Origin of the sequence: Iodidimonas nitroreducens (assembly GCA_000710935.1) — a bacterium.
GTDB classification, from domain to species: Bacteria; Pseudomonadota; Alphaproteobacteria; order Sphingomonadales; family Rhodothalassiaceae; genus Iodidimonas; species Iodidimonas nitroreducens.
Genome location: BAYV01000086.1, coordinates 1 through 21,129, shown reverse-complemented (window position 1 = coordinate 21,129; position 21,129 = coordinate 1). Strand labels below are relative to the sequence as shown.

The 21,129-nt window shown below is 56.1% G+C and carries 20 protein-coding genes; 16 read left to right on the top strand and 4 right to left on the bottom strand.

What is annotated here, in order from left to right:
• The 9 genes from AQ1_RS12505 to AQ1_RS12465 form a co-directional block, all read left to right on the top strand.
• Positions 1-763, top strand: a 763-nt coding sequence (locus AQ1_RS12505; protein WP_042087877.1) for a hydantoinase B/oxoprolinase family protein, incomplete at its 5' end; no start/stop codon positions are given.
• Positions 750-1,091: an antibiotic biosynthesis monooxygenase family protein gene (locus AQ1_RS12500; protein WP_042087875.1), complete on the top strand. Its 342-nt coding sequence runs from the start codon at positions 750-752 to the stop codon at positions 1,089-1,091. The genes AQ1_RS12505 and AQ1_RS12500, both read left to right, overlap by 14 nt.
• A 33-nt stretch (positions 1,092-1,124) precedes the next feature.
• On the top strand, positions 1,125-1,484 hold the full coding sequence (locus AQ1_RS12495; RefSeq protein WP_052371270.1) for an energy transducer TonB: 360 nt from the start codon (positions 1,125-1,127) through the stop codon (positions 1,482-1,484).
• Between the two features lie 103 nt (positions 1,485-1,587).
• The gene (locus AQ1_RS12490; protein WP_052371269.1) at positions 1,588-3,357 is read left to right on the top strand and encodes a long-chain-fatty-acid--CoA ligase; all 1,770 of its coding nucleotides are present in this window, start codon (positions 1,588-1,590) and stop codon (positions 3,355-3,357) included.
• 119 nt (positions 3,358-3,476) lie between these two features.
• Positions 3,477-4,751, top strand: a complete 1,275-nt coding sequence (tviB, locus tag AQ1_RS12485) for a Vi polysaccharide biosynthesis UDP-N-acetylglucosamine C-6 dehydrogenase TviB (protein ID WP_042087873.1) — start codon at positions 3,477-3,479, stop codon at positions 4,749-4,751.
• 79 nt (positions 4,752-4,830) lie between these two features.
• Positions 4,831-5,898, top strand: coding sequence for an NAD-dependent epimerase (locus tag AQ1_RS12480; RefSeq protein WP_042087871.1), 1,068 nt, complete (start codon positions 4,831-4,833; stop codon positions 5,896-5,898).
• A gap of 59 nt (positions 5,899-5,957) precedes the next feature.
• Entirely contained in the window at positions 5,958-7,385 is a 1,428-nt protein-coding gene (locus AQ1_RS12475; RefSeq protein ID WP_052371268.1) for an FAD-binding oxidoreductase, read from the top strand.
• A 120-nt stretch (positions 7,386-7,505) separates the two neighbouring features.
• Positions 7,506-7,901: a fluoride efflux transporter CrcB gene (gene crcB / locus AQ1_RS12470; RefSeq protein ID WP_313980185.1), complete on the top strand. Its 396-nt coding sequence runs from the start codon at positions 7,506-7,508 to the stop codon at positions 7,899-7,901.
• Positions 7,898-8,893 carry an RluA family pseudouridine synthase gene (locus AQ1_RS12465; RefSeq protein WP_042087869.1) on the top strand — a complete coding sequence of 332 codons (996 nt, stop codon included), beginning with the start codon at positions 7,898-7,900 and terminating at the stop codon, positions 8,891-8,893. The genes crcB and AQ1_RS12465 overlap by 4 nt, the downstream gene beginning before the upstream one ends.
• Here the strand turns inward: AQ1_RS12465 and gpmA are convergent, their stop codons facing one another.
• Positions 8,894-9,598 (bottom strand): 2,3-diphosphoglycerate-dependent phosphoglycerate mutase, encoded by a 705-nt coding sequence (gene gpmA / locus AQ1_RS12460; RefSeq protein WP_042087868.1) that lies wholly within the window; start codon positions 9,596-9,598, stop codon positions 8,894-8,896.
• Positions 9,599-9,860: 262 nt separating this feature from the next.
• Here gpmA and AQ1_RS12455 point away from each other — a divergent pair, with 262 nt between their 5' ends.
• Entirely contained in the window at positions 9,861-10,223 is a 363-nt protein-coding gene (locus AQ1_RS12455; RefSeq protein ID WP_042087866.1) for a hypothetical protein, read from the top strand.
• Between the two features lie 25 nt (positions 10,224-10,248).
• Positions 10,249-11,802 (top strand): methyl-accepting chemotaxis protein, encoded by a 1,554-nt coding sequence (locus AQ1_RS12450; RefSeq protein ID WP_042087864.1) that lies wholly within the window; start codon positions 10,249-10,251, stop codon positions 11,800-11,802.
• A gap of 9 nt (positions 11,803-11,811) precedes the next feature.
• On the opposite strand, the gene AQ1_RS12445 is transcribed toward AQ1_RS12450, so the two are convergent.
• Positions 11,812-12,513: an SDR family NAD(P)-dependent oxidoreductase gene (locus tag AQ1_RS12445; protein ID WP_042087862.1), complete on the bottom strand. Its 702-nt coding sequence runs from the start codon at positions 12,511-12,513 to the stop codon at positions 11,812-11,814.
• A gap of 12 nt (positions 12,514-12,525) precedes the next feature.
• Positions 12,526-13,995 carry an alanine/glycine:cation symporter family protein gene (locus tag AQ1_RS12440; RefSeq protein WP_313980197.1) on the bottom strand — a complete coding sequence of 490 codons (1,470 nt, stop codon included), beginning with the start codon at positions 13,993-13,995 and terminating at the stop codon, positions 12,526-12,528.
• A gap of 197 nt (positions 13,996-14,192) precedes the next feature.
• On the opposite strand from AQ1_RS12440, the gene AQ1_RS12435 reads away from it, so the two are divergent.
• From AQ1_RS12435 to AQ1_RS12425, 3 genes are all read left to right on the top strand, one after another.
• Positions 14,193-15,566, top strand: coding sequence for a sodium-dependent transporter (locus tag AQ1_RS12435; protein ID WP_042087858.1), 1,374 nt, complete (start codon positions 14,193-14,195; stop codon positions 15,564-15,566).
• A 114-nt stretch (positions 15,567-15,680) separates the two neighbouring features.
• The gene (locus tag AQ1_RS12430; RefSeq protein ID WP_462687144.1) at positions 15,681-16,727 is read left to right on the top strand and encodes a DUF3179 domain-containing protein; all 1,047 of its coding nucleotides are present in this window, start codon (positions 15,681-15,683) and stop codon (positions 16,725-16,727) included.
• Between the two features lie 180 nt (positions 16,728-16,907).
• Entirely contained in the window at positions 16,908-19,016 is a 2,109-nt protein-coding gene (locus AQ1_RS12425; protein WP_042087856.1) for a DUF4238 domain-containing protein, read from the top strand.
• A gap of 193 nt (positions 19,017-19,209) precedes the next feature.
• Here AQ1_RS12425 and AQ1_RS12420 read toward each other — a convergent pair whose 3' ends face one another.
• Positions 19,210-19,611: an MGMT family protein gene (locus AQ1_RS12420; RefSeq protein ID WP_042087855.1), complete on the bottom strand. Its 402-nt coding sequence runs from the start codon at positions 19,609-19,611 to the stop codon at positions 19,210-19,212.
• A 136-nt stretch (positions 19,612-19,747) separates the two neighbouring features.
• Here AQ1_RS12420 and AQ1_RS12415 point away from each other — a divergent pair, with 136 nt between their 5' ends.
• Together AQ1_RS12415 and AQ1_RS12410 are read left to right on the top strand one after the other, a co-directional pair.
• Positions 19,748-20,626: an S-methyl-5'-thioadenosine phosphorylase gene (locus tag AQ1_RS12415; protein WP_042087853.1), complete on the top strand. Its 879-nt coding sequence runs from the start codon at positions 19,748-19,750 to the stop codon at positions 20,624-20,626.
• A gap of 114 nt (positions 20,627-20,740) precedes the next feature.
• A partial coding sequence (locus AQ1_RS12410; RefSeq protein WP_042087879.1) for an adenine phosphoribosyltransferase occupies positions 20,741-21,129 on the top strand: 389 nt, incomplete at its 3' end.

Genomic DNA, 21,129 nt, shown 5'->3' with positions numbered 1-21,129 from the left:
TCGGCAGGCGCGCACCGCCGTGATCGATTTCACCGGCACATCGGGCCGCCATGAGGGGAATTTCAATGCCCCCAAGGCCATTACCCGGGCCGCCGTGCTTTATGTGTTTCGCTGTCTGGTGGGGGCGGATATTCCGCTCAATGATGGCTGTTTGAAACCTTTGCGGCTGATCATCCCCGAAGGCTGCCTGCTTGATCCGGCTTTCCCTGCGGCGGTGGTGGCGGGCAATGTGGAAACCAGCCAGGCGATCACCAATGCCCTGTTTCTGGCCACCGGCGCTTTGGCGGCATCCCAGGGCACGATGAACAATCTGACCTTTGGCAATGCCCGCCATCAATATTATGAAACCATCTGCGGTGGGGCCGGGGCCGGGAATGGCTTTGCCGGTGCTTCGGCAGTGCAAACCCATATGACCAATTCCCGCATGACCGATGTCGAGATTCTGGAAAAGCGCCTGCCCGTGCGGATCGACAGTTTCAGTATCCGCGAACAAAAGGATAGCCAAAGCCTGTGGCCCGGCGGCGCGGGAGCCTTACGCTCGATCCTCTTTCTTGAAGATATGGAGATGAACCTGCTATCCGGGCATCGTACCATTGCACCTCCCGGGCTGGCTGGCGGGCAGGATGGGGCCGTAGGCCGGGGCAGGATCATCCGTGCCGATGGCGAGGAGGAAAGGCTCGACGCCGTTGAACAGGCAAGCCTTTACGCAGGGGATAGGCTGGTGATAGAAACACCCGGAGGCGGAGGCTATGGGCGGCCCTGACAATCATTTTGCACAAACGCCAAAGCCGCCTTATGTGGCGGTGATTTTTACCAGCCTGCGCACAAAAGCCGATAACGATGGTTATCAGGCCATGGCTGATGAGATGGACCGATTGGCGGCCGGACAACCGGGCTATCTGGGCCTTGAATCCGCCCGCGATGGCGAAGGGTTCGGCCTGACGATCAGCTATTGGCGTGACGAGCAATCGGCCAAAGCCTGGAAGACAAATGCCCGTCATCTGGCGGCGCAAAAACGGGGGCGAGCGGTTTGGTACAAGGCCTATCATGTGCGGATTGCCACAGTTGGGCGGGACTATGCTAGTAGCTGAACCAGACTCAGTTACCTATGAGGATTTTTTGAGATGAGAAACCTGTTCTACCGGGTCATTCCGGTTTTCATCATGGTGTTCGGCCTTGCGGCTTGCGCCCATTTTCAAAATCGCGATGCCATCCAAATTCATAAAGTGGCCCCGGTTTATCCCGAACAGGCGCGGGCCTCGGGGATCGAGGGCCGGGTGGTTTTGGAATATATTATCAATGAAGAGGGTATCCCTGTGGATATTCAGATCGTTGAAGCCGAACCGCAGGGGGTTTTCGAGCCTGCGGCGATTGCCGCCGTATCGCAATGGCGCTATCAGCCCGCCCTGAAGCTGGGCCGCCCCACCCGCAGCCCGGAAGCCGAGGCGGTGTTAAATTTTGAGTTGGATCAGCCCGGCTCCTGATTTTTTCTCATCGGGCTTTAAGGCTCACACTTTGGGCGGTATGCCAAAAGCCTGACAGCGGTTATCGTGATGGGGCTGATGACAGTCACTGGAGGGCCGCCTTATGTCGACGCCGCGTCAACCCTGGCATCAATTTTATGAGCCGGATGCTTTTCATCCCGATGATCTTCTGGCGGATAATCTGGCGTCGATGCTCGCCGATATCTTTGCAACCCACGCCGCCAATCCGGCCTATAGCTGCATTCTGCCCAATGGCGCCCGGGCAACCCTGAGCTATGCCGATATCGACCGGTATTCGGCGGCCATTGCCTTTTATCTGCGCGATCATCTGGGCCTTGCGCCGGGTGATGTGGTGGCGATCCAATCCCCCAATATCCTCAGCTATCCCGTGGTCGCTTATGGCATTTTGCGCGCCGGATTGATTCTGACCGGGATCAATCCCCTTTATACCGCAGCGGAAGCGGGCTTTCAATTGCGCGATTCGGGGGCAAAGGCTTTGTTTGTCATCGATCTTTTTGGGGATCGGCTGCAAAAATCCTTGGAAGGCAGCGCCGTGCGCCATGTCATCCGGCTTTCGGTGGTGGATTTTTTCCCCGCGCCCAAGCGGCTTTTGATCGATTTTGTTTTGCGCCGCATCCAAAAGCGCATCCCCCCGATGGATCATCCCTCCATCCCCTTGGCCCGGGCCTTGAAACTGGGCCGGGCGGCGCAGATGAAGGCCGCAAAAGCGGGACGTGGTCTGGCTGATTTGCGGGCAGAGCGGGCCATCGATGACAGTGCCATCTATCAATATACCGGGGGCACCACGGGCCGCTCGAAAGGGGCGGAGATCACCGAACGCAATATTTTATCCAATATCACCCAGCAGGATCGCTTTACCGGCGATCATCTGCGGGCGGCGCGCAGGGGCGATGAAACCAGCCTTCTGGTTTTGCCGCTTTATCATGTTTATGCGCTGGCCATCGGCTCGATGCACGCCATGCGGATGGGCACCCATGTGGTGCTGGCCCCCAATCCCCGACCCCTGAGCAATCTGCGCACGGCGTTCGAGCAGTTCGATATCACCATGCTGCCGGGGGTGAATACCTTGTTCAACGAGCTTTTGAAGCAGCCATGGTTCACCGAAAATCCGCCCAGAAATCTGCGCTGGTGCTTTTCCGGTGCCGCTCCCCTGACCCAAAGCACCCGAAAGCGCTGGGAAGATCTGACCGGCAGCCGCATCTATGAAGGCTATGGCCTCACCGAAGGCACCTGCATCGTCACCTCATCGCCCCTTGATGATCGGGCGCGTCCGGGCACGGTGGGCATTCCCATTCCGGGCACCGAGATCAAAATCATTGATGATGATGGCAAAGAGCAGCCCACAGGCCAGCCGGGCGAGGTGCTGGTGCGTGGGCCACAGGTGATGCGCGGTTATCTGGGGCGTGCGGATGCCACGGCCGATACCGTGCGCGATGGTTGGCTTCATACCGGCGATATCGGGGTGATGGATGCGGATGGGTTCCTGTCGATCATTGATCGCAAGAAAGATATGCTGATCATTTCGGGCTTCAATGTCTATCCGTTCGAGCTTGAAGAGGTGCTGATCCGCCATCCCGATGTGCTGGAAGCTGCCGTGGTGGGGATCGAGGATGCCCATGCCGGCGAAGCGGCGGTGGCCTATATCGTGTTGCGCGAAAGCCCCGATCAGGCGGGGGATGAGGTGATCGAGGACAGCCTGCGCCGCCATTGCGCCGAGGCTTTGACCAATTATAAACGCCCCAAATATTTTATCACCGTGCCCGAGCTTCCCAAATCGCCGGTGGGTAAGGTTTTGCGGCGGGAACTGCGCGATCAGGCCCGTTCTGATTTTGCCAAATCGGCCAAGGCATAAAGATCAGGCCAGGGCGTAAAGATAAAGGGAGCCTGATAGAGATTGCGCTTGATCCTGCGCCATGGCCTTTCTAAGGTTCGCGGCACGGGCTTTTCTTCATGAATATGGTGTAAAAAACGATGCAATCGCCGGATCAGGTGAAACTGGCCGTTATTGGTCTGGGCTATGTAGGTTTGCCGCTGGCTGTGGCTTTTGGCCATCATGTGAAAACAATGGGCTTTGATATCAATGCCCGGCGGGTGGCTGATTTGCGTCAGGGCCGGGATGCCACCCTTGAAGCCAGCGCCGATGAGCTGGCCGCCGCCACGCATCTGAGCTTCAGCACTCAATTGGATGATATCCGCGATTGCACGGTGTTCATCGTGACGGTTCCCACCCCCATTGATAAGCATAATCGCCCCGATCTTACCCCCTTGATCAAGGCCAGTGAAAGCATTGGCCGGGTTTTGAAATCTGGCGATCTGGTGATTTATGAAAGCACCGTTTATCCCGGGGCGACCGAAGATGTATGCGTGCCGATTCTGGAAAAGGTCTCGGGCCTGCGCTTTAATGCCGATTTCTTTTGCGGCTACAGCCCCGAGCGAATCAATCCCGGCGACAAGGATCACCGCCTTCATTCCATCGTGAAAGTGACATCGGGATCAACGCCCGAGATCGCCGATTTCGTTGATCGGCTTTATCGGATGGTGATCAGCGCGGGCACCCATAAAGCCAGCAGCATCAAGGTGGCGGAAGCCGCCAAGGTGATCGAAAATACCCAGCGCGATCTGAATATCGCCTTGGTGAATGAACTGGCGATCATCTTCAATAAGCTCGGCATCGATACCTTAGAGGTGCTGGAAGCCGCGGGCACGAAGTGGAATTTCCTGCCCTTTCGCCCCGGATTGGTGGGCGGGCACTGTATTGGTGTTGATCCCTATTATCTTACCCATAAAGCCGAGGAAATCCGCCATCATCCCGAAGTCATTCTGGCCGGGCGGCGGATCAATGATGGCATGGGCCGCTATATCGCGGGCGAGATCGTGAAAAAAATGATCCATCGCAAAGTGCCGGTATCGGATGCGAAGGTGCTGGTTTTGGGGCTGACCTTCAAGGAAAACTGCCCCGATCTGCGCAATAGCCGGGTGGTGGATATCGTTGAGGAACTGACCAGCTATGGCGCCGCTGTGGCGGTTTATGATCCCTGGGCCGATCATGATGAAGCCGCCCATGAATGCGGTGTCAGATTGCTTGATGATCTGGGCGGGGATTATGATGCCATCGTGCTGGCCGTGGCGCATCGCGAATTCATTGCCATGGGTGCGGAAAAAATCAGGACGCTTGGTCGCCCCGGTGCTGTGCTTTATGATATCAAATCTGTTCTGGGAAAAAATGCAGTGGATGCCCGCTTATAAGGGGCCTTCAACTGTGGCTGATGGCTTTGCGGGCGGATGGAAAGCGGTTTTTGGGTTTTAGGGCGCGGGGGAGTGCGGATTGAAAATTCTTGTAACAGGTGCTGCCGGGTTCATCGGCAGTCATGTCGCCCTTTATCTGCTGGCCCGTGGCGATGATGTGGTGGGCCTGGATAATCTCAATGATTATTATGATCCCAATCTGAAAAGGGCCCGCCTTGAGCGGATCAAGGCTTTTTCTGAGTGCACCTTGGATGATGGGATTTATCCTGAAATCTGCGCCCGATCGGCCCATCGTGGGCATTTTACCTTTCACAAGATCGATCTGGCGGATCGCCCGGCGATGGCCGATCTTTTCGCAGCAGAAGGCTTTGATCGGGTGGTGCATCTGGCAGCACAGGCGGGGGTTCGCTATTCCATCGATAATCCCTTTGCCTATGTGGATAGCAATATCACCGGCTTTCTCACTGTTTTGGAAGGGTGCCGCCATCATGGCGTTGGGCATCTGGTTTATGCCTCCACAAGCTCGGCTTATGGGGCAAATACCCATATTCCCTTCAGCGTGTCCGAACCCGCCGATCATCCCGTGGCTTTTTATGGGGCCACCAAGCGCGCCAATGAATTGATGGCGCACAGCTATTCCCATCTGTTCGGGTTGCCCACCACGGGCCTGCGGTTTTTCACGGTTTATGGCCCCTGGGGCCGCCCCGATATGGCCTTATTCAAATTCACCAAGGCTATTTTGGATGATCAGCCGATCGAGGTGTTCAATTACGGCCATCATAAGCGCGATTTCACCTATATCGATGATATCGTGCAAGGGGTGGTGGCGGCCCTTGATCATGTGGCCGAAGGTGATCCCGATTGGGATAGCGAAAAACCCGCGCCGGATCGCTCGAAAGCGCCATGGCGGATTTTCAATATCGGCAATGAACAGCCGGTTGAACTGATGCACTATATCGGCCTTTTGGAAGAGCAACTGGGCAAAAAGGCAGAAAAAATACTATTGCCGCTTCAGCCCGGCGATGTGCCCGATACCTATGCCGATGTGAGCAGTCTGGTCGAGGCGACAGGCTATCGCCCCGATACCCCGGTGGATGAAGGGGTGCGGCGCTTCGTTGCCTGGTATCGTGCCTATTATAATGCCTGATTTATGGCCTGAATGATCGCTGGCTTGACCCTGAGGGCGATGCCGGGCAAAGCTGGGCCATGGCCGTTCAACATGATCATCTTGCCGCATTGAAAGCAGCGCTCGATCCCGGTGATTGGAGCGATGATGCCGATCTCATTGCCCCCCATCTGGTGGATTGGCGGAATCGCTATCATGGCCGCACGGCCCTGTTCCTACAGCCCGATAGCACTGAAAAAGTGGCGCACATCCTGCGCTGGGCCAATCGCCATGAGGTGGCATTGATCGTGCAGGGCGGCAATAGCGGCTTGGTGGGGGGCGGGATTCCCGATCAAAGCGGATCGCAGGTGCTGTTGTCATTAAAGCGGTTGAACAGCATCCGCGATGCGGGTTCGGATGGCCATGTTATCATCGCCGAAGCCGGGGTGACCCTTGCCGCCGTGCAGCAGGCGGCGGCCGAACAGGATCGGCTGTTTCCCCTGAGCCTCGCCTCAGAAGGCAGTGCCACCATCGGCGGATTGGTATCCACCAATGCGGGCGGGGTGCATGTGCTGCGCTATGGTACGATGCGTTCATTGATATTAGGGGTGGAAGCGGTGCTGCCCACGGGGGAAATCGTGCATGGGCTGGGCCGTTTGCACAAAGATAATACCGGCTATGATCTGAAATCCCTGCTGTGCGGTGCCGAGGGTACATTGGGAGTGATCACCGCTGCATCCTTGCGGCTTTATCCGGCGATCAAAAGCCGCATGGTGGCGATGTGCGCCCTGCCCACGATGGCGGCGGCCATGGCGCTTTTGGCGAGGCTCGATGCCGAAAGTGGGGAGCGGCTGATGGCGTTCGAGTTGATCCCGCGCTTTGGGCTCGATCTCGTTTGCCGGCATCTGCCCGATTGCCGCGATCCTTTCACCAAGCCCCATGATTGGTATATATTGGCGGAATGGGCCAGCAGCGCCCGGGATGAACCGCTTGGCCCCTTGGCGGAAAGGCTTTTGGCCGGGGCTTTGGAGGGCGGCCTGATCCATGATGCCGTGCTGGCGGCTTCCGAGGGGCAAGCCACGGATTTATGGCGTTTGCGCCATCATTTATCCGAGGCGCAAAAAGCCGAAGGGGCCTCGATCAAGCATGATATTTCCCTTCCCCAAGCCCATATTCCGGAGTTTATTGAAGCGTGCAGCCATCAACTTGCGGCGCTGGTGCCGGGGATCCGGCCTTGTATTTTCGGCCATCTGGGGGATGGCAATCTGCATTTCAATCTCAGCCAGCCAAAAGGGGCCGATCCCCAAAATTTTCTTGATCGTTGGGATGAAATCAGCACGCTGGTGCATCAGATGACCATCAAAGCCGGGGGCTCGATTTCTGCCGAGCATGGCATCGGCCAGATGAAGGCGGGGCTTTTGGCCGCGGTCAAGGATCGGGCATCGCTTCAGGCCATGGCGGCGATCAAGGCGGCTTTGGACCCCAAGGGCATTTTAAACCCGGGCCGTATTTTGAAGCCCGCATCCTGAAGCCATAAGCCGTCCCTTATCAACGGCCAGCTTGTGCAAAGCTTCGGCGCAGTTTAGGAGGGGGGCGGTTGCGGCCTCATCAGCCAGAAGATAGGGCCCGGATAGAATCGGAAGATGGATATGAGCGGCAGTTTTTTCACATCAATGCCCATAGCGATTGCTGCGGGCGGGGCTATCGGGGCGGTTTCGCGCCATTATCTGGGCAGCTTCATCATGCGGTTTTCCCAAGGCGGCTTTCCCCTTGGCACGCTTTTGGTGAATGGGCTGGGGGCGTTTTTGATGGGCCTGCTGGTGGAATTGCTGGCCTTGAAATTTTCGCTCTCCCCTTCTTTACGCGGATTTTTGCTGGTGGGGCTTTTGGGCGGTTTTACGACCTTTTCCACCTATTCCCTTGAAATGGCCTTGCTGATCGAACGGCATCAGATGCTGCAAGCCGGGCTTTATGCCGTTTTATCCTTTGGCCTTACCCTTGCCGGGGTGTTTGCGGGCCTTTATGCGGGGCGATTTTTGGCATGAGCGATGTATTGCATTTCGTGATCACCGATGATGAAGATGGGATTCGCCTTGATCGCTGGTTCAAGCGGCATTTTCCGGGGCTATCGCATGGGGATTTATCGCGCCTGATGCGCACCGGGCAAATCCGCCTTGATGGGGGGCGCACGAAGCCCAGCGATCGCGTGCAAAAAGGGCAGGATATCCGGGTGCCGCCTTTGGATGAAGGGGCCACCCAGCCGCGTCAGGCGGGCCGGAAATTGCCCCATAGCATCAGCGACGAAGAAAAGGCCGAAGTGCGATCCTGGGTGCTTTATAAAGATGCGCAGGTGATCGCCATCAACAAGCCCGCGGGCCTTGCCACTCAGGGCGGGCCGGGGATCACCCGCCATGTGGATGGCTTGCTCGATGCCCTGCGCTTTGATCGCAAGGATGAACGCCCGCGCCTTGTGCATCGGCTGGATAAGGATACATCGGGGGTTTTGCTGATTGCCCGCACCGTGCGCGCGGCGTCCGCTTTGGCCGATGCTTTCAAGGGGCGGGATGCCCATAAGGTTTATTGGGCGCTGGTCAATGGCGTTCCCAGCCCGCAGGATGGAAAAATTCTGGCTCCCATGGAAAAACAGCCCGGCCATGGAGGGGAGCGCATGGTGGTGACCCAACAGGGAAAACCGGCACGCACCCTTTATGCCACCATCGAACAAGCCGGGCAAAAAGCCGCCTGGGTGGCCCTGAAGCCCCTGAGCGGGCGCACCCATCAATTACGGGTGCATTGCGCCCATATCGGCCATGTGATCGTGGGTGATGGCAAATATGGCGGGGCCGAAGCCTTTCTGGGGGGCCTTGTTTCCCGCAAGCTGCATCTTCATGCCCGGCGGATGCTGTGCCCGCATCCCGATGGCGGGCTGATCGATGTCACCGCCCCTTTGCCCAGCCATATGAAAGCCACATGGGATACCTTTGGCTGGATCGCCGATTATCGCGAAGACCCTTTTGAAGAAGCGGGCTTTGTGTGATCAGGCCACGGGCCGGTCTTCAAGATAATAATGCTCGATAGGTTTCAGATCGGCATCAAGGCGGTATAAAAGCGGGATGCCCGTGGGGATTTCAAGGCCGGTGATCTCGTCATCGGATATATGATCAAGATATTTGGCCAGTGCCCGCAGGGAATTGCCATGGGCCGCCACCAGCACGGTTTTACCGCCACGCAGGGCGGGGGCAAGGCTTTCCTCCCAATAGGGCAAAAAGCGCTCCACCGTATCCTTCAGGCTTTCGGTGCGGGGCAATAAAGCCGGATCGATCCCGGCATAGCGGGGATCATGATGGGGCAGGCCGGGATCGTTTTCATCGAGCATGGGGGGCGGAATATCATAGCTGCGACGCCAGATATGCACCTGCTCATCGCCCACCTTGGCGGCCATCTCCTTTTTGTTCAGCCCTTGCAACCCACCATAATGGCGTTCATTGAGCCGCCATGATTTTTCCACCGGCAGCCATAAGCGATCCAGTTCTTCCAAGGCGATGTTCAGGGTTTTGATGGCCCGCTTTAACAGCGATGTGAAGCACAGATCGGGGGTGAGATCATGGGCGCGGATCAATTGTCCGGCCCGGGCGGCTTCCTCTTCGCCTTTTTCGGATAGATCCACATCAACCCAGCCGGTAAAGCGATTTTCCAGATTCCACTGGCTTTGACCATGGCGCAATAAAATGAGATCGAGCATGGGTTTGTCCCTATAAAAGCGGATGAATGATGCTCTGCTTGTGCCCAATGCCCGGCAGCCTCGTCAAGCCCTATGGCCGTTAGAGTCTCTTTTTGCGTGTATAAATATGCTATTTTCTCACAAAGCTGTGTTTGTTAAGCAATTGGTAAGACTATACTTAAAAGATCAACAAAATATAAGTTTAAATGGATAGTTGTGCTTTGACGTGTAAACATTGGGCCGTACATCCTGAGATGGGTCTTGTTATGCAGTCTTTTCGGTCATGAAAGCCTTTTGGCCAGCCATCGGGCTTGCGCTGCTGGGCTTTGTGCTTTTGTTCATTGCGGCTGTGATGCCCCCGGCCAGCGGACGGTTTCTGGTGCTGTTTCCATCTGATCAGGGGCCAGTGGATCGGATGCAGGCCGTGGCTTTGGCGGGTGGTTATGTGATTGATCGGGCTGCCATTCCGGGGGGATGGGTCGTCTGGTCGCCTGATACGTCTTTCCAAAAAAGGATCCGGCAGCATGGCGCCACTCTGGTGCTTGATGGTGCGGGATGGTTTGGCTGCGGCGGGCGCCTTGGGCGCGGTCCGTTCATGCTTTCAGATGCTGAGAATGCTGCGGGTGTGGCCATTGTGGCCGGATAAGCTTTTAAATCGGGGATAGGGCGCTATGGCGGCACTTGAACAACTGCGGATGCAGGTTGCAAAATTCTTCCTGTGGTTTTTATGGGCGCATCTTCCCGCTTTTTTTGTCTTTGGCCTGTTGATGGGTCAGCCGGTGATGGCCGCGATGATCACCATGATCTTGATGTGCACGGCGGCGACTGTGGCTTATCTGCGCTATGGGGCAGCACTTCCTTATCGCCTTGTAGCGGCGGTGGCTTTGGTGCTGGTTGTGGCCAGTGCGGCTTTCATGATGCAGGGCCATGCCTGGCAGGTCGATATGCACATGTATTTTTTCGCGGCCCTTTCGGCGCTGGTTTTTTTCGTTGATCGCAAGGTGATCTTAACGGCGGCGGTGGTGGTGGCGATCCATCATTTGCTGTTCAATCAATTCATGCCGGAATGGATTTTTGGCGGACAATCGGATGTTCTGCGGGTTTTGTTTCATGCCAATGTGGTGGTGGTACAGGCCTATGCTTTGTGGGTTCTGATTGGCCGGATCAGCGATCTGTTCATGCAATCCGAACAGGCCCTTTTAGAAGCGCAAAGCCATGCGAAAGAGGCCGAAGCCCAGCGTTGTGAGGCACAAACGAAAGAAATGCAGGCACAAGAGGCGCGGGCTGCCGCAGAATTGGCCATGCGTGAAGCCGAGGACAGAACTGCCGAAGCCCGAGCGGCCGTGGGGCGGCAGCTTGATATCGCCCGGTCTTTGGAAACGCTGGCGCATGAGGTGGAAACCGATCTGGGGGATATGATGGCCCGTATCGGTCAGCAAACCTCTGCCTCGGTGGATGCGGCGCAGGTCTTGCAGCAATCGGCAGGGCGGCTGCATGAAAGCGCGCAGGATGCCACCGGTCAAACGGTGGTGGCCAAAGATAGCATTGCCAGCGTGCGCAACGGGGCGGATGCATTAAATGCAGCCATCGATCGGATCAGCCGTCAGATCAGCGAAACCACGGATCGTTTGCGCGAAGCCCAACTGACCAGCCAGCAAACCCGCGAAACCGTGGCGGGAATGAATGAAGCGGCCACGCGCATTCAGCAGGTGGTGCGGCTGATCAATGATATTGCCGAACAAACCAATCTTTTGGCGCTGAATGCCACCATCGAAGCCGCTCGGGCCGGTGAGGCGGGGCGGGGCTTTGCCGTGGTGGCCAATGAGGTGAAATCCCTGGCCGCGCAAACCGCCCGGTCTACCGAGGATATATCGGGCTTTGTGAACAGCCTTTTGGAAGTCGTGGCCCGAGTAACGACCGATATCGGCCAGATTGCCGAGCGGGTCGAGGCGGTGGCGGGCTCGGCGGATCGGATGTCGCAAGCGACCGAAGAGCAGCTTGCCGCTACCCATGAAATCACCCGCGCCATCAGCGCCGCTGAAAACAGCGTGGGCAAGGTGGGTAGTCAGATTCTTTCGGTGGATGAGGAAAGCCGCGCCAATCAAGGCAATGCCACGCTGGTTCTGGATAAAGCCCGCCGCATCGATGAGGAAATCGGGGATCTGAGCACCCGGCTGATGGAACGCCTTCATGCCGCCACCGGCAGTGCCCGCAGCTTGGGCTAAGGGGGGCCTTTACCAGCGTTCCACAAAGGGGCGCATATCCAGTTCAAAGGTCCAGGCGGATTTTGGCTGGCGGGCGGTGTGAAAAATGGTATCGGCGATATCATCGGCCTTGAGGAAAAAGGTATCGGGCTTATCGGGCAGCATTTTACGGGTGCGCGCCAGATCAATCACCCCATCAATGATAAACAGGCTGACATGAATACCCTTTGGCCCCAAATGCCGGGCCAGCGATTGCGCCACCGAACGCTGGGCCGCCTTGGCCGCTGCAAAAGCGGTGCTTTTCGGGCCGCCCCGCAGGGATGCCGTGGCCCCGGTGATCATGATTGCGCCACTGCCTTTTTCGATCATCCCGGGGATCACCTGCTGGGCCGCGCATAAAAGCCCGGTGGCATTGGTGCGGAAGGCGATATCCATCTCGCTGACGGTGGTATCATCGGGTGATGACCAGCTTCCGCCCCCGGCATTGAAGCATAAAACATCGACCGAACCCATGTCATGGCGCAGCCTGCGAAAGGCATCGCTCAGGCTTTCCGGATCGCTGGCATCGCAGGGATAAAGGCGGGCGCGATCGATTTGCCGGGCAAACATCTCCAGCTTTTCCGCACTGCGCGACATCATGGCGACATCATAGCCCCCGGCCTGAAAGCGCCTGGCCAGAGCAAGCCCATTGCCCGGACCAATTCCGATGATCGCGCAAACCGGATTTGCCATGATGAATTCCTTTTATTTCTCGACCGCGGCCAATGTGCTTTCGCCGCGCGGGACCATTGCGATTTCGCCGCTTTTGATTCTTTTTTTGTAGCTGCGGATATCGCGTTTCAATTCTGAAGCCATGATATAGATCCCAATCACATTGGGAACCGCCATCAGGAAGAAAAAGCTGTCCATGATGTCAAAGACCTGTGAAACCGTGAAAACGCCGCCGGGGATCAGGGCGATGATATAAACGGCCTTAAACAGATGGCTGCTGGTTTTCGAGGTGCCGAAAACAAAGGCCCAGATCTTGCTGGAATAATATCCCCAACTGATGATCGTGGAATAGGCGAACAGCACCACCGCCACGGCCAGCACGATATCAAAGCCATCAATCACACTGTTGAACGCCCAACTCGTCATCTGGATATCGCTTAAACCCTCCACCTGCCAGGCCCCGGTAACGATGATCACAAGGGCGGTCATCGATGAAATGAGCACGGTATCGATGAAGGGTTCCAAAAGCGCCACCATGCCTTCTGAAACCGGTTCCCGCGTGCGGGCGGCGGCATGGGCGATGGTGGCCGAGCCAAGGCCCGCTTCGGTGGAATAAACCGCCCGCCGCATGCCCCAGACAAAGGCCCCGATGATCGCCCCGATCCCGGCTTCGGGCCTTAAGGCTTCATTGAAGATCAGCGCGATGGCCGCAGGAATTTCGGCCGCATGAGATAAAATGATGAAAAGCGCAGCCCCAACATATAAAACCGCCATCAAAGGCACCAGCCGCACGGTGACACGGGCGATTTGATTGATGCCGCCGATAATCACGATCCCCACCAGAAGGGCGAGGATGATGCCAAAGGTCCAGGGGGCATCCACCCCGGTGACGGCGGAAAACTGGCTGTAGGATTGATTGACCTGAGCGATCTGCAAAAGCGAGGGAATGGCAAAGAGCGCATAGCTCCAGGCCAGCACGAAGCCCAGCTTTTTCCAGCCCCGGGCCGCCAGCCCCCGCCCCAGATAGTGCATCGGCCCGCCGGATACCGTGCCATCTTTGTGGATGGTGCGGTATTTTACCCCCAGCGTGCATTCAGCAAATTTCAAGGTCATGGCGAAAAAGCCGATCACCGTCATCCACAAGGCGGCACCCGGCCCCCCCATGGCAATGGCAATGGCCACCCCGGCGATATTGCCCAGCCCCACCGTGCCCGATAGCGCTGTGGAAAGGGCCTGGAACTGTGTGACTTCGCCCGGCGATGTATCATCCCGATAACGGCCCCGCAAAATGCGGGCGGCCAAGGGAAAAGAGCGCAGATTGATGAAGCCGAAATAAAATGTGAGAAACAGCATCGGCAGCGCCATCCAGATGACGATCAATTCGATATCGCTGCCAAACAGGCTGATTTCATAAAAAACGGTGCTGGATAATCCATTGATCATCTGATCGATGATGCTGGCCTCGGCCCTGCCGGAAAAAAGGGGCATGAAAAGGGATGCCATGAAAACAGTCATCAGGGGGGCAGGTCGAGCAAATTTTTTAAGGCGCATTCTGGATCGATCTTTCTGAGATGCAAATATTCAACACACTTTAAGCGCATGTTTGTGCATCCGCCAAGCCCCCTGCCGCATCAAGGGCTTGCCGCGATCATGCATCTTCTGCCAAAGTCCCCCCGCATTAACAGAAAAGGATAGAGACCGTGGCGCACGCGGCTTCTTCGGGGACACCAAAATTTTCATCGCGATTGGCCTTTGTCATGGCCGCTGTGGGATCGGCGGTGGGGCTTGGGAATGTGTGGAAATTTCCCTATACCGCCGGGGAAAATGGCGGGGCGGCTTTTGTTGCCGTTTATTTATTGGGGCTGCTGTTTGTGGCGGCCCCCATTTTCATTGCCGAAGTGTTGATCGGCCGTCGGGGGGCTGCCAGTCCGCCACAGGCGCTGGGCAGCCAGGCGGTGGAGCATGGCCGTACCAATGCCTGGCGCATTCCCGGCTTGTTTGGGCTTGTGGGCGGCCTTTTGGTGATGAGCTTTTATTCGGTGATCGCGGGCTGGACCCTCGATTATATGCTCACGGCGGCGCGCGGGATGTTTTCCACCTTTGATGCGGCGGGGGCCGAGGCCCATTTCGATGGCCTGAAAGCATCGCTGCCGCGTTTACTCTTATGGCAGGGCCTGTTCATGCTGGCGACCTTGGGCATCGTGGCCATGGGGGTGCGCGCCGGGATCGAACGGGCGGTGAGTATCATGACCCCGGCTTTGGGCATTTTGCTTTTGCTTTTGGTGGTTTATGCCCTCATCATCGGGGATGCGGACCGGGCGATCCGCTATCTGTTTGCCCCTGATTTTTCAAAGCTCAATGCCGATATGGCGCTGGCGGCAGTGGGGCAGGCCTTCTTCACCTTGTCGGTGGGGATTGGTGGGGTGATGATGTATGGGGCCTATCTGCCCAAAGATGCCTCGATCTTTCGCGCATCGGGGATGGTTGTGGCGGCAGATACAGCGGTGGCGCTGCTCGCGGGCCTTGCGGTTTTTCCCATCGTTTTTGCCCATGGCCTTGATCCTGAAGGCGGCCCCGGTCTTGTGTTCGTCAGCCTGCCTTTGGCTTTTTCCGCGATGCCTGGGGGCGATATTCTGGGGGCCCTGTTTTTCTTTTTCCTGCTGATTGCCGCCCTCACATCGGCCATCGCCCTCTATGAGCCTACCACCGCCTGGCTATCGGAACGCGGGGTGAGCCGGATCAAGGGCACGCTGATCGCAGCGGGGGGAAGCTGGCTTTTGGGCCTGCTCAGCGTGTTCAGCTTCAATATCTGGCAGGATGTCGATCCCTTGGGCTTTATCCCCAGCCTTCAGGGGGTGAATTTCTTTGGCCTGATCACCAATGGCATTGATAAACTGGTTCTGCCCCTTGGGGCTTTGGTGATTTCGGGCTTTGTGGGCCGGGTGCTGACCCGAAAGGCGGTGCTTGAAGAATTGAACATGCGCGATGGCCCGCTTTTTCGGATCTGGCTGTTTTCCCTGCGCTGGATCACCCCCGGGGTGGTGGCGATTTTGTTTCTCGTCAATATTTTTTAAGGGGCAGGGCGCGGGCCATCATGATGTGACGGAGGATGGGGCGATCACAAATGCGTGTTTGCTGGTGATGCGATGTGATTTTTGCAGGTGGTATGATCACGCTAGACTGAGGCCATGAAAATATCATTCAAAATGCCTGCCATTGCCGCCCTTTTCTTGTCTGCGATGGCCTTTCATCTGCCCGCCATGGCGCAATCGGTGGGGCCACAGCAAACTTCGGTTCATGAAGGGCAAACGGCACCCCGGGGCTGGACCTATGAATGGGGCAAGACCGATTTTTCCAAGGCTTCGGTCGATTTTTCCGAGATTTTTTCGGGCGGCCCGCCAAAGGATGGCATCCCATCCGTGGATCGGCCAAAATTTGAAGCCATCAATAAGGCCGATTGGCTGAATGATCGCTCGCCGGTGATCAGCCTTGAGATCAATGGCGAGGCGCGGGCCTATCCGCTGGCGATTCTCACCCGCCATGAAATTGTCAATGATCGGATCGGCGATGTGCCCATCGCGGTGACCTTTTGCCCCTTGTGCAATGCCGCCATTGTGTTTGATCGGCGCCATGAAGGGCGGGAGCTGGAATTTGGCACCACGGGCAAGCTGCGGAATTCCGATCTGGTGATGTATGATCGCCAAACCGAAAGCTGGTGGCAGCAATTCACGGGTAAAGCGATTGTTGGCACATTGTTGGGGGCGGAATTAAAGCGCCTGCCGTCTCGTCTTGAAAGCTTTGCCCTCTTTCGCGAGCGTCATCCCAATGGCCGGGTTTTAGAGCGCCCCTTCAGCCGGGCGGGGCTTTATGGCACCAATCCTTATGAAGGCTATGACAGCCTGCGGCGGCCCTTTCTCTATGATGGGGCCCTGCCGAAAAATATCCCGGCGATGATGCGCGTCATCTCGGTGGGGGAGCGGGCCTGGACTCTTGATCTTTTGCGCCGTGAAAAGCGCATCGAAACCGAGGATGGCCTGATCATCAGCTGGGTGCCGGGCCAGGCCAGCGCCCTTGATGCCTCAGAGATCGATCGCTCAAAGGATGTGGGAACGGTAACGGTAGAGCGCCAAACTGAAAACGGGCGCGAAGATGTGGTCTATGGCGTTGATTTCGCCTTTGCCTTCCATGCCTTCTACCCCAATGCCCCCATCATCACGAAGATCGATGAAGGCTGATCATCCTTGTGATCGGGATTCTTGATTTTCCTCGGCCTTATTCTTATTTTCTATTTCTGCTTACTAAGTTGTAATTCTTTGCAACAAAAGCGTTAAGTGTTCTCGCAGTATCGTTCATATTGGCATGTTTTGTATTCATCGGTTATTTTGAAAATTCCATTCTAAGGAATTGGTAAAAAAATGGCCAACGGATCAAACCAGCACTACCTGCCCAGATTCCTTCAGAAGCCATTTGGTATCCGCTCAAAGCGCAAGGAAATTTGGGTTTATGCCAGAGGTGAGCAAGCTGAATCAAAGCGGATCAAAGATGTTGGCGCGGGCTACAACTTCTATTCGGAAGCCACGGTGTATGGATCGCGTACGCTTGACGACGACATCACGGATATTGAAAATCATGTCTCCAGAGTGTTGGCCAATATCCGTTCTGCCCCTGTTGGCTCTCAAATTAGCTCGTTAAACGCAGCAAAGATCGTGAACCATCTTGTTCCGCGCACGGCGCATGTTCGTGTGAGTATGGAGCGTGGGTTGCGCATGATGGCTAGTGGTATCGAAACGATTCTTGGCGATGCGGAACGCGTTCAGGCTTTGATGGGATTGAATGAGAAAGAGCCGAATGATCTTTTTCTGCGGAACCTTGCCAGAGAGTTTGATGAGATTGAGGGGCTTGAGAGCCTTGGTTTGCCCCGTAGTCTGATTGAACGCATCGCTTTTTTTATTGCGAAAGAGAATTTTACGACACGGGTTGCAGATTTTTTGCCAAAGTTTCGAAGCATGTTGAGCCAATGGGTAGATACATCAGAAACTGCTGTCCGTGACGTACATAACAAAGCGTTGGCCCAGAATTTTAGTTCAACACCTCGATTCGAGCTGCTTAAACAACTGAACTGGACCATCGTGGCAGCTCCGGAGGAAGGGGCCATTCTTTCCGATTGTGCCGCCTTGGCTGTGGACCAAGCAGGGCAGGCAGTACCTGCTATGTTCGCGGATTGGAATGATCTCGCATTGATTATTATGCCGTTGACACCCGACAAGCTTCTATTGGGCGTCCCTTCTCATTGCGAAACCGAGCAATTATCTGATTACAACCTTGAGGCTGTGCGGAGTAGTCACGATTTTTTTCTTGCGTCGACGAAAAACAAGTATTTTGAAAGCTTGCACAAGAGGTTGGGTGAACGCTCAATGCAACTCGTCGAGGACAGCGTTAGCGGCGCAATGGAAGCTTATCTAGCGACGGTGCCGAAGCCGCGAGATGAAGATGCGCCACTGCTTCCATTGGATATTGTTGGCCAAAGTGATGAACCTTGGCAATATGAGCTATCGCTTCTGGGTTTTGGAGATAACAACGACACTCAGGAACTGGCAACCGCCATTCAAGGGGTCGTTATGTCACTCGCGCAGGCAATCCCCCTTCATCGGTTGGACGGCATTACGGTTGCCAGCGATTATCTCGCTGCGGTGGCCTCACTTGATCGTGGCTACGAAAGAGCGTCAATACCTGAAACAGCTCCCGAAGACATTGGCCAAGGGATCGCCAGGACCATTTCGGTCCGACGGGAAGGGCGTTGGAAAGAAAGGATCATCATCGACGCGGGGGCTGCTTTTGCGCTGCTCGCCGATGAAAGTGACCCGGTCCAATTGGGTTTATATATCCTTGTCAGGCAATTGGCCGAGGTCGCAGTTACAGAGATAATTGAGCGGCATCTGCCGGGTGTCTGGATGAAGCCTGTTGGCGACATTCTCCAAGGATTTCTATACACCAGATTGCATCCAGCCATATTCAGCTATCTAGGTTCCCATTTTAGCGCGGGTTTCGGCGATCCGCAGCAGCATACTGAGACCAAACGTGAATTTTTCATCACAGCCTTGCAGGAAATGAAATCGACGGGTTTAGCTGCGAGGCTTGAGTATCGATATCATGGAGATGTTGATCGTCTACTTGCCGTCGTCATGCCGCGCATTTGCTATGTTCTTCAATTCGGGGCAGACCTCCTCGGTCATTGTGCGGCAACTGGTGCTGATCCATATGAGTCCGGTAGTGAGTTGGCTCAAGCACTTGATGATGTTGGCTTAAAGCATTGGTTCCCGATCTTTTGGGATAGCCTAGAACACTTACGTTTGAAACTTGGTCACTGGGATTCGTTTGATGATTTTTTGGCATTGAATGTCCACGTAGAACGTCTGATGTGGCAATTGGGAATGCTGCCGTGGCACGGTCCAGATGGACTGCGCGTTGAAGTTCCTCTTGGTTCGGACATCGAGGCGCTCCTTGCATATGAAGGAAGAAGCTAATTCGGGCGACTTTTGTTCTTAATACTCTTATAGAGCATAAGCTCACAATAAGAAATAATAATTTATAAAATCATTATTTATAAATTTCTTGAAATAAATATTTTAAATATTATTGCATTTACTTCTAATGTGCATGTTAACTCTTCTATTTTTCTTGATGCATGGAATTCTCTCGGAGATCGATGAAGGCTGATCATGAAGTGAAGGCGGTTTCGGGGTCGAGCCCCAGGTCCATCAGGGTCAGGGGGTCGGGGCCGGACCAGCCGTGTTTTTTTAGATCCAGCCGGTGATGCGCATCGAAATGGATGCCTTCGGCTTCCAGCCTGCGCCTTTGTTCGGCGGCCCCGGCATGGCCGCTGATGGTGCCCTTGGCATTCACCACCCGGTGCCACGGAATCGCTGCCTCATCGCCTGCATGTTCATCTCCCATATCTCCACTTCCCGGCCTTCCATGACCAAGCCCCGCCATGGCAAAGCCCACGAGGCGGGCGGTCACGCCGGGGATATGGGCGGCGATCTGCCCATAGCTCGCCACCTCGCCCAAAGGGATGAGCGCGACCAGAGCATGGATTTTGGCGAATTTCTGATCGGTCATGGCTGATCGTCCGTTGGTGAAAAACGGAAGGGAGCATTCCGCGCTTTGAGAGTGGCGCCACAAGCACTTGACTTGCAAGCCCTGCTCGCGCACCCAAGGGCGAATGGATCATGCCCATATCACAGGATGACAAGCGATGGGAATATTAGGGATTATCGGCGGCAGCGGTCTTTATGATATGCCCGGCCTTGAAGATGTTCGCCATGTGGGGGTGGAATCCCCCTTTGGTGCGCCATCCGATCTGATCATCAGGGGCAGGCTGGGATCGGTTGAACTGGCCTTTTTGCCGCGCCATGGGCTGGGCCACAGGCTAAGCCCGGATGGCATCAATTATCGCGCCAATATCGATTGCCTGAAACGTTTGGGGGTCACCGATATTCTTTCGCTTTCCGCCTGTGGGTCCTTGCGCGAAGATTTGCCGCCCGGCGATTTTGTGCTGGTGGATCAATTCATCGATCGCACCCGGGCGCGGCCCTTGTCCTATTTTGGCAATGGGCTGGTGGCCCATATTTCGATGGCCGAGCCAACCTGCGCGCGCCTGCGCAGCGATCTGGCGAAAGCGGCGGAGGGCATGGATTTCACCCTCCATCCGCGTGGCACCTATCTGGTGATGGAAGGGCCGCAATTCTCGACCCGGGCGGAATCCCATCTTTATCGCCAATGGGGTGCAGATCTGATCGGCATGACCAATCTGCCGGAAGCCAAACTCGCCCGCGAGGCCGAGATGTGCTATCTGACCATCGGCATGGTGACCGATTATGATTGCTGGCGCGAAGGGGAAGCCCATGTGGATGTGGAAAGCGTGCTGAAAATTCTCATGGATAATGCCAGCAAAGCCCAGAATCTGGTGGCCGCCGCCGCCCCTTTGATTATGGAAAACCGCCAAACCCCTTGCCCGTCGGGCTGTGATCGTGCCTTGGAAATGGCCATCGTCACCCATCCCGATAAGCGCGATGCGGCCTTGATGGATCGGCTTGATGCAGTGGCCGGGCGGGTGCTGAAGCCCGCAGACTGATGGCTCCTGATCACCCCAATCCGGACCCGATTTTCTGTTGCCCAATCCCTTTTGAACAGGAGAAACCAGACGGTGTCGAATGGTAAAATGACCCCCCCTCAGCCCCAGAAGCCAATGGCCACGGAATGGGCGACATCGCGGATCAGAACGGTTCCTGATTTTCCAAAAGCCGGTATCCAGTTTCGCGATATCACCACCTTGCTCGCCGATGCCCGGGGTTTTCGGAAGGCCGTGGACGAACTGGTGCAGCCCTATGTGGGGGTGGCCATCGATAAAGTGGCGGGGATCGAGGCCCGCGGCTTCATTCTGGGGGGTGCTATCGCGCATCAATTAGCCTGCGGCTTCATTCCCATCCGCAAACCCGGCAAGCTGCCTTATCGCACCATCAGCCAAAGCTATCAGCTTGAATATGGCGAAGATTGCCTGCAGATCCATGAAGATGCCATCAGGTCAGGCGATCTGGTGCTTTTGACCGATGATCTGATCGCCACCGGCGGCACCGC